This window comes from Campylobacter concisus, assembly GCF_015229965.1.
Lineage (GTDB): Bacteria > Campylobacterota > Campylobacteria > Campylobacterales > Campylobacteraceae > Campylobacter_A > Campylobacter_A concisus_BD.
The window spans coordinates 1-7,998 of the sequence record NZ_JAAKZB010000038.1 but is presented as its reverse complement, the minus strand read 5'-3'; the positions used below and the strand labels follow the sequence as shown (position 1 = coordinate 7,998).

7 protein-coding genes are annotated in these 7,998 nt (G+C 41.6%); all 7 read right to left on the bottom strand.

Annotated features, from left to right (window positions below):
- Positions 1–743: 743 nt before the first annotated feature.
- From G6W43_RS10330 to napA, 7 genes are read right to left on the bottom strand one after another with little or no spacing between them, the layout of a single operon-like run.
- Positions 744–1,085 (bottom strand): chaperone NapD, encoded by a 342-nt coding sequence (locus tag G6W43_RS10330; protein WP_194169748.1) that lies wholly within the window; start codon positions 1,083–1,085, stop codon positions 744–746.
- On the bottom strand, positions 1,082–2,017 hold the full coding sequence (locus G6W43_RS10325; protein ID WP_194169747.1) for a WD40 repeat domain-containing protein: 936 nt from the start codon (positions 2,015–2,017) through the stop codon (positions 1,082–1,084). Before G6W43_RS10325 ends, G6W43_RS10330 begins: the two co-directional genes overlap by 4 nt.
- Complete coding sequence (locus tag G6W43_RS10320) at positions 2,014–2,481, bottom strand: 4Fe-4S ferredoxin (protein ID WP_149722149.1); 468 nt, start codon at positions 2,479–2,481, stop codon at positions 2,014–2,016. The genes G6W43_RS10325 and G6W43_RS10320 overlap by 4 nt, the downstream gene beginning before the upstream one ends.
- Positions 2,481–3,008, bottom strand: a complete 528-nt coding sequence (locus G6W43_RS10315) for a nitrate reductase cytochrome c-type subunit (protein ID WP_012001478.1) — start codon at positions 3,006–3,008, stop codon at positions 2,481–2,483. Before G6W43_RS10315 ends, G6W43_RS10320 begins: the two co-directional genes overlap by 1 nt.
- A complete protein-coding gene (gene napH, locus G6W43_RS10310; protein WP_103611310.1) occupies positions 3,005–3,796 on the bottom strand; it encodes a quinol dehydrogenase ferredoxin subunit NapH in 792 nt (263 codons plus the stop codon). Before napH ends, G6W43_RS10315 begins: the two co-directional genes overlap by 4 nt.
- Positions 3,793–4,551 carry a ferredoxin-type protein NapG gene (gene napG / locus G6W43_RS10305; RefSeq protein ID WP_196783753.1) on the bottom strand — a complete coding sequence of 253 codons (759 nt, stop codon included), beginning with the start codon at positions 4,549–4,551 and terminating at the stop codon, positions 3,793–3,795. Before napG ends, napH begins: the two co-directional genes overlap by 4 nt.
- An 11-nt stretch (positions 4,552–4,562) precedes the next feature.
- Positions 4,563–7,343, bottom strand: coding sequence for a nitrate reductase catalytic subunit NapA (gene napA, locus G6W43_RS10300; RefSeq protein ID WP_194169745.1), 2,781 nt, complete (start codon positions 7,341–7,343; stop codon positions 4,563–4,565).
- Positions 7,344–7,998: the final 655 nt, after the last annotated feature.

The following is a 7,998-nucleotide window of genomic DNA, read 5'->3' as shown; positions in this document are numbered from 1 at the left end:
AATCTAACAAAAGAAAACGTAGTAATTGCAAACCAAGCAAACGAAGTCACATCAGAAGTAGATGAGATGGCTAAAGCTATAGTTGAAGAGGTTAGGAAGAAGAAATTCTAGCTTTTTTATCCAAATGGGGACAAGGGGACTTGAACTTTACTTCGCAGGCTCGTAACTGCATGGCAGACACGAAGCCGTCCCCTTATCTCCCTTTAAATCCCACAATCCCCTCGCACGTTAGAAGTGCATGCGATAGCACTATCGTGCCGCATGCGTTTTGCTATCAAGTAAGTTTTCGCAAATTTTAAAATTTCATGAACGAGTAATTTCGGCTCTAAAATTTGAGCTAAGCTGCAAGCGAAGCCAAATTTTAGTAGTCAATTCTTGCGAGTGAATGAAAGTTTAAAATTTGTAAAGCAATCTAATCAAATTTAAATGTTTGTTTTTCTTTGTTAAGGGGGAAGAGGCTTAAATTACGAAGTCGCTCTCTTCCCCCTTAACGATCCCCTAACCCCGACAACGTTCAAGGTGCATGCTTCAGTGCTAAAGCACTGCATGTGATTTATTTTTAAGAAATTTCTAACAAATTTTAAAATTTCATGAACGAGTAATTTCGGCTCTAAAATTTGAGCTAAGCGATGAGCGAAGCCAAATTTTAGTAGTCAATTCTTGCGAGTGAATGGAATTTTAAAATTTGCAAAGACAGCTTTATTGAATTTGTAAATTTCTTTTTATCCAAAAGGGGGTTAAATTTACCTCACCTTATAGTGCACGCTACCGCTATATGCGATATCTTCGGCTTTTACGTCATCGCTTGTCAAAATTTCACTTATCTTGCCGTTTGCTTCAAGCTTCTCTCTATTTTCCTGAGCGTCTTCTTGATAGCTATAAACCATCGCAACGCTCACCACGCCGCTAATGCCCTCTATCATCTTAAAAACTCTGATCTCATCTTCGATGCTCTCTGAGCTAACGACCACAACGATCCTATCTTCTGCGTCAGTGATGATCTCGCACTCTTTTAGCTTGCTTATCTCACCTTTTACGCTCTCATTTTTATTATCCGTATAGACTATCAGGCTTGAAATATTCATCTAACTCTCCAAAATAAAATTTTCTTCTCATAAGCAGAGGTTACGACCTCGTTGTCGCTTATGAAAACTATGCTATTTATCGTGCTTTGACCAGTTTTTAGCATCGCGATCTTATCCAAAGTGACGCTATCAACCAAATTTACATCACTCATCTCATCGCTCATATAAGCTGCGATCTTGCCGTCAATACTAAGCCCAACGCCATAAACCAAAAAGCCAGTGTTTATCTTTTTTAGCGTCCCAGCTGAGAAGATGCCAGCGATCCTGTCGGTGCCTCCGCTGATCAAGACACCATTTTTATAGGCGATGTCGTAGATATTATCAGTGTGGATATCTAAAATTTTGTCCATCTTTTTAGTGCGAACGTTGTAAAAATAGACCTTACCACTCTCACAAGCGATCGCTAGCGTGCCTCTGTCCTCGCTTATCTCCATGTCTGAGAGCATTGCGATAGAGATCTTAAAACTATCATAAATTTCGCCACTTTTTAGATTTAAAAAGTAAATTTCATTGCTAATTGATGCAAGTGCTATATGCTCATCATCTAAAAATAGAGCCTTTTTTATCGCTTGATTAGCCATTTTTATGCTTCTCGTCTGCCCATTTTCTCTTATATAAAGCACCTTTGTAGCGTAGTCGCCCTCGCTTAGGATGAGCATCTTGCCATTTAGCTCATCGACATTTAAAATTTTTGGCCTTTCATGGTCGCTAACGTAGGTTTTTATATCATCCATTTTTATGATCTCATCAATTTTAGACTCTTTTGGATCGTAAATTTCGACCGTGCCGCCGTCAGTCGCTATGAAAAGCTTGCCTGAAATAAGCGTCGTGCCAAGCACATTTGCACTAGCTTCTATCTCTTTAACAGGCGTTGTGATCTCATTTGCAAAGATAAAATTTAACAAGCAAAAAAGAAAAAATAAAACTCTCATAAAGCCTCCATCTCAAGCGAATTTTTAAAACAAACATCAAAGCATTCGCCGCAGCTTACGCAATTTTGATTGATTATAGGGCGAAAAACACCAAGAAACTCAACCGCTTTAAATTTACAAGCATCAAGGCAGTTGTAGCAAATCGTGTCATTCCACGCTAGGCAGCTAGCGACGTTGATGCTAACCTTTGCGTTTATGCTCTTTGGTGAGTTTAAGCTTAGTGTAGCGTGACCGCTACTTTGACAAGCCTTGACGCACTCCTCACAAAAGTCACAGCCTAGCTTTTTAACTTTAAAAACAACTCTTTCATTTTCAAAGCTAAGAAGCTCTTTTTCACAGGCACTGACGCAGCTAGCCTCACAGCCAGCGCAGTCAAATTCACCGCTAAAAAATGGTGGGTTTATAAATTTGGGAGCAGGTTTTGCCCCCAAAATTTTACTAATTAGCTCTCGCCTGCTTTGCATTACTTAACGCCGTCATTTAAAACGTCTAGTAAATTTGACTTATGTGAGCCGTTTTTATCTCTAAAGTCAGGTTTAAATTTATTGCCAACAAGCTGAGTTACGCCATTTTGTTGCTCGACGTGGCAAGTTGTGCAGTTATATCTCTCATCATCAAGCTTGCCTGCAAGATCTTTTTTATTTCTGATGTCATAAAGGTGAGAAGCTGGGATAGGAGTAGCTCCGCTATCTTTTGCAAACTCAGGCATGTGGCAGGTTACGCACATATTTGAATCTTTTGTGATAGGCACCAAGCCCTCAGTGTCGTGTGGGATAAATGGAGGTGCGTTTTCAAAAGATCTGTCAAATCTCTTTGCCATACCTGCTGGCTCTTTTGTGTAGTTGATGTCTTTTAAAACAACGTCTTTATCATCTAACAAATCGACATTTCTAAGGCCGATTTGCGAATCGCTAATGCTTGGATTATTCAATGCACATGCCGCTAAAAAGGCAGCGCATAGTGCTCCAAGCGCCATTATTTTCATTTTCATTTTTCTCTCCTTAAATTTCTAATACTAAAATTTAGCGCCCCATCACCGCAAACGTCGATACATCTACCGCAGCTTATGCACTCGCTTGAGCTAACCGCGCGGCTCTCTTTGCCGATCATATCTAGCACTTGCACCTCTGGGCAGATGAGTTTGCATTTCATGCACTTTGTGCAGGCATCTGCGTCGTGTTTTACTCTAATGAGTGCAAATTTTGATATCACTGCGTAAAATGCACCAAGCGGGCAGACGTGTGAGCAAATTCCGCGTTTTAGCACGAACATATCAAAGGCAACTATGCCAAGGGCGATGCCAATGGCGCTAGCTGAGCCATAGATGATGCCACGCTGGATGATGCCTATAAAGCTAATTCTCTCAAACGCTGGCACTGACAGAGCGAGGCTTAAGATAAGGGTAAGCGCTAGCAAGTAGTAGCGCAAATTTTTACTTACGTTTAAAATTTTCTCGCCCTTAAAGCCAAATTTCTCTCTTAGCTTGTAAGCAATGTCGGTTAGTAAATTTACCGGGCAAACCCATGAGCAAAACGCCCTTGGAGCGATAAGTGCGTAAAATGCAAAGACGATGATCGCGCCGATTATTGCATTTATGCCTACGCTAAAGCTTGCTAGTAAAATTTGAAGCACCGCAAATGGATCGCTTAGTGGAATTTGTCCAAAAAGCGTAGATGAGCTTAAATTTCCGCTAAGTATCTTAAACCCATAAACATTTCCTAGGATAAATAACACTAGGATAGAAATTTGAGTTATTCGTCTTAAGATTAAAAATTTCATAGCTCACCGCCATTTAGATAGTCAGTCGCCTTTTTGATGTCGAGCTTTATCTTGCTGTTGGCATCATCCACGCGCCTTTCATCTTCTTTTATCCAGCCTTTGACGTAGTTATTGCCAACTTTGCCAAGCACAACCTCGCGGTTTAGCACGGTAATGGCTGCTTTTTCGGTGATACAGGCTCGCTCGCACACGCCACAACCTGTGCAGATATCGCTATCAACTACCGGGAGCAAAAATGCGTGCTTTTGTGTCCTTTCGTTGCGGCGATACTCAAGATACAAGGCCTTATCTATGAGCGGACAGGCTCTGTAACAAGCGTCGCACTGTATGCCCCAGTATGCCACGCAGTTTTTCATATCGACAACTGCAACGCCCATTTTGGCTTTGTTGATATCGAGTTTGCCAGCTGTGCTAACTAAATTTGCGTCCAGTGCCCCAGTCGGACAGGCTGGCACGCAAGGGATATGCTCGCACATATGACAAGGAATTTTTCTAGGCTCAAAATAAGGCGTACCGACGCTTATACCATCTTCAAGAGTAGCAAGTTTTAGCGTATCAAATGGACAGGCCTCTACGCAAAGCCCACACCTAATACAGCTTTTCAAAAACTGCTTCTCCGCTTTCGCACCAGGCGGTCTAAGAAGTACAAGCGGTGAGGCTTTGGCACTAAGTGACCATATAAAGCCTCCACCAAGTGCCAAGATCGCTGCCTTAGCTCCAAATTTCAAAGCTTCTCGCCTACTTGAAAATTCCATATCAGCCACTTTTACGCCTTGTAAATTTTAACCGCGCATTTTTTATAGTCTGTCTCTTTTGAGATAGGGCAAGTAGCGTCAAGGCAGACTTTATTTATAAATACGTTTTCATCAAAGAAAGGCACATAAACAAGACCTACTGGCGGCTTGTTTCTACCTTTTAGATCTACTCTTGCTTTTACCTTGCCGCGGCGTGACTCGACCCAAACGATCTCGTTTTGAAGCACGCCAAGTTTTTTAGCGTCATCTTCGTGCATGTAGCAAAGTGCCTCTGGAACGGCTCTATAAAGCTCAGGAACACGCATAGTCATCGTGCCTGTATGCCAGTGCTCTAGAACACGGCCAGTACATAGCCAGAATGGATAATCTTTGCTTGGCATCTCGCATGGATCCATGTAAGGGCGGAAGAAAATTTTTGCTTTGTTTGCAAGAGGAGTTTTCTCTTGATTTTTCACGCCTTTTAGATCGCCTGTTGGAAGAGCTGCGTTTTTGTTGCCGTAGAATGCAAATTTATCATTTGGAGCGGCTTTTTTAGCGTATGGGTCAAATTTGGTGTTAAATCTCCACTGAGTCTCTTTACCATCGACAACTGGCCATCTAAGACCTCTTACTCTGTGGTAAGTGTCAAAGTCAGCTAGGTCGTGGCCGTGGCCAACACCAAATTTTCTATACTCTTCCCAAAGATATTTGTGGATGAAAAATCCATATCCTTTAAATTCTTTACCATCAGAGCCGATCACCTTTCTACTATCGCCAAAGACTTCTGTGTTGTCATAGTTTTCCATGATCGGATCGTTTGCGCTAAATTTCTTAGCATCTTCATTTGCAAAAAGCACGTCAAATAGCGTATCTTCTTCGCTATATCCCATAGCTTTTGCAGCCTCAAGCACGCTTGGAAGTGTCACTTTGTCATTTAGCTTTTTCTCGCCCCAAACATCTTTTAGTTTAAAGCGCTTACTAAACTCAAGCATCTGCCAGATATCAGGCATCGCTTCGCCAACAGGAAGTACTTGCTGTCTCCAGTGCTGTGTCCTTCTCTCAGCATTACCGTATGCACCCCATTTTTCGTAAATCATCGCAGTTGGTAAAATAAGGTCAGCTACTTTTGCAGAAATTCCTGGATAAGGGTCGCTTACGACGATGAAGTTGTCCATTTCGCGAGCTGCTTTGATCCAGTGGTTTGCGTTTGCAGTGTTTTGCCATGGGTTATTTACTTGAACCCAGATAAATTTAACCTTGCCGTCTTCAAGATCACGCATCATTTTTACATAGTGTGAGCCTGGAGTGCCACTTAGTGTGCCAGCAGGAAGTTTCCAAAGTTTTTCAGTGATCTCTCTGTGTTTTGGATTGCCGACAACCATATCAGCTGGCAAGCGGTGAACGAATGTTCCAACCTCTCTTGCAGTACCACACGCACTTGGTTGGCCAGTTAGAGAAAAGGCGCCTGAGCCTGGGAGTGCTTGCTTGCCGAGCAAGAAATGCACCATATAAGCTTGCTCATTTACCCATGTGCCGCGCTGGTGTTGGTTAAAGCCCATAGTCCAGAAACTAACGACTTTGCGGTTTTTCTCGATGTAAAGATCAGCAAGTGCTTTTAGTTTTTTCTTAAATTCATTGATATCTTCGTTTGGATCGCCTTTTGCTACCTTAGCTGTAAAGTCAAGCGTGTAAGGCGCAAGAGCTTTTTTAAACTCTTCAAATGTTATTTGCCAGTGATCGCCAGCTTTTGCAGCGTTTTTATTTTCAAGTGTATCACCAGCTTTTAGACCAAGATAAGAAAGTGTAACGCCCTCAGCCTCACTTAGCACCTTTGACTTCTCAGTCGCAGCTGTGTCTAGCTCGCTTGGAGCATATTTTTTGTGGTGGATGTCTGGGCGAAGACCATATCCGATATCAACCGGACCAGCCGTGAAGACGCAGTGTTTTTTAACAAATTCTTCATCGATCATCTCAGGGTGGTTATAGACTATTTCACGAGCGATGTAGTTCCAGATAGCAAGGTCAGATGACGGAGTAAAAATGATCTCGATATCAGCTAAATTTGATGTTCTAGTTGAGTAAGTACTTAAATTTACGACCTTTACTCTATCAGGGTCGCTAAGCTTTCTATCACTGACGCGCGCCCAAAGGATCGGGTGCATCTCAGCCATGTTTGCGCCCCAAGCTATGATGGTATCTGTTAGCTCGATGTCATCAAAGCAGCCTGATGGCTCATCGATACCAAAAACTTGCATAAAGCCAAGAACCGCACTTGCCATACAGTGTCTTGCATTTGGATCGATGCTGTTGCTTCTAAATCCACCTTTCATAAGCTTAACAGCTGTATAGCCCTCTGGGATAGTGTATTGACCAGAGCCAAGCACGCCAACGCCGTGAGGTCCTAGCTCATCATAAGTCTTTCTAAACTGAGCTTCCATCACGTCAAATGCTTGTTTCCAGCTTACTTGCTTGAATTTACCTTTTTTGTCAAATTCGCCCTTTTCATTTACACGTAAAAGTGGATGAGTGATCCTATCTTCGCCGTACATGATCTTGGCGTTAAAGTAGCCTTTGATGCAGTTTAGACCGCGATTTACCGGTGCTTCTGGATCGCCTTTTACAGCTACTATCTTGCCCTCTTTTGTAGCAACCATGATGCCACATCCGGTTCCACAAAATCTACAGGCAGCCTTATCCCAACGCCAGCCTTTTTCAGCTTCGCTTGCCGCACTTAGCGAGCTTGGCACAGCGATGCCAGCACTAGCACAAGCAGCACTAGCTGCAGCACTTTTGATGAAATCTCGTCGATTCATTTTTTCTCCTTCAAAGATTTAAAACAAGGTTAGATAGATATTAGCTTTGAAAAGCTTATTTACCCCTGATTTACGTAGATAAAAATTTCAATAAACTTAAGATATAAAATTACATATTAGTTTAAGAAAATTTATATAAATAGCCCATTATAAAAGAAGTAAGACGATAACTTAAAGCAATTTTTTTACATATCTATAGGTATTTTACAAGTAAATCTTAAAAAAATAAATTATAAATTTATTTAAATAGTTGAGTAGAAAAGTAACACATAAATTGGGCTAAATTTATCTTTTATTTAATCAAATTTATACACGATGGAACAAGAAATTTTAAAAATTTATAAACGAGCATATCATGGCTCTAAATTTAAATTTTATTGAAATCATCCACATGCAGTGCGTCAGCACTATTGAATGCCACCGCTAACGTGCGAGGGGATTGGGGGATTTAAAAAGGGGAATAAGGGGACGGCTTTACTTCGCAAGCTCGCAACTGCAAGCAGACCGTAATTCAAGCCCCCTTGTCCCCCTTTGGATAAAAAAGCTAAAACCTCTTCTTCCTAACCTCTTCAACTATAGCTTTAGCCATCTCATCTACTTCTGATGTTACTTCGTTTGCTTGGTTTGCAATTACTACGTTTTCTTTTGTTAGGTG

What these genes read in the sequence shown, in the direction of transcription:
- G6W43_RS10325 (WP_194169747.1), bottom strand. Translation starts at nt 2,017, where the DNA reads ATGAGAGTTTTATTTTTTCTTTTTTGCTTGTTAAATTTTATCTTTGCA.
- napH (WP_103611310.1), bottom strand. Translation starts at nt 3,796, where the DNA reads ATGAAATTTTTAATCTTAAGACGAATAACTCAAATTTCTATCCTAGTG.
- G6W43_RS10330 (WP_194169748.1), bottom strand. Translation starts at nt 1,085, where the DNA reads ATGAATATTTCAAGCCTGATAGTCTATACGGATAATAAAAATGAGAGC.
- napA (WP_194169745.1), bottom strand. Translation starts at nt 7,343, where the DNA reads ATGAATCGACGAGATTTCATCAAAAGTGCTGCAGCTAGTGCTGCTTGT.
- G6W43_RS10315 (WP_012001478.1), bottom strand. Translation starts at nt 3,008, where the DNA reads ATGAAAATGAAAATAATGGCGCTTGGAGCACTATGCGCTGCCTTTTTA.
- G6W43_RS10320 (WP_149722149.1), bottom strand. Translation starts at nt 2,481, where the DNA reads ATGCAAAGCAGGCGAGAGCTAATTAGTAAAATTTTGGGGGCAAAACCT.
- napG (WP_196783753.1), bottom strand. Translation starts at nt 4,551, where the DNA reads ATGGAATTTTCAAGTAGGCGAGAAGCTTTGAAATTTGGAGCTAAGGCA.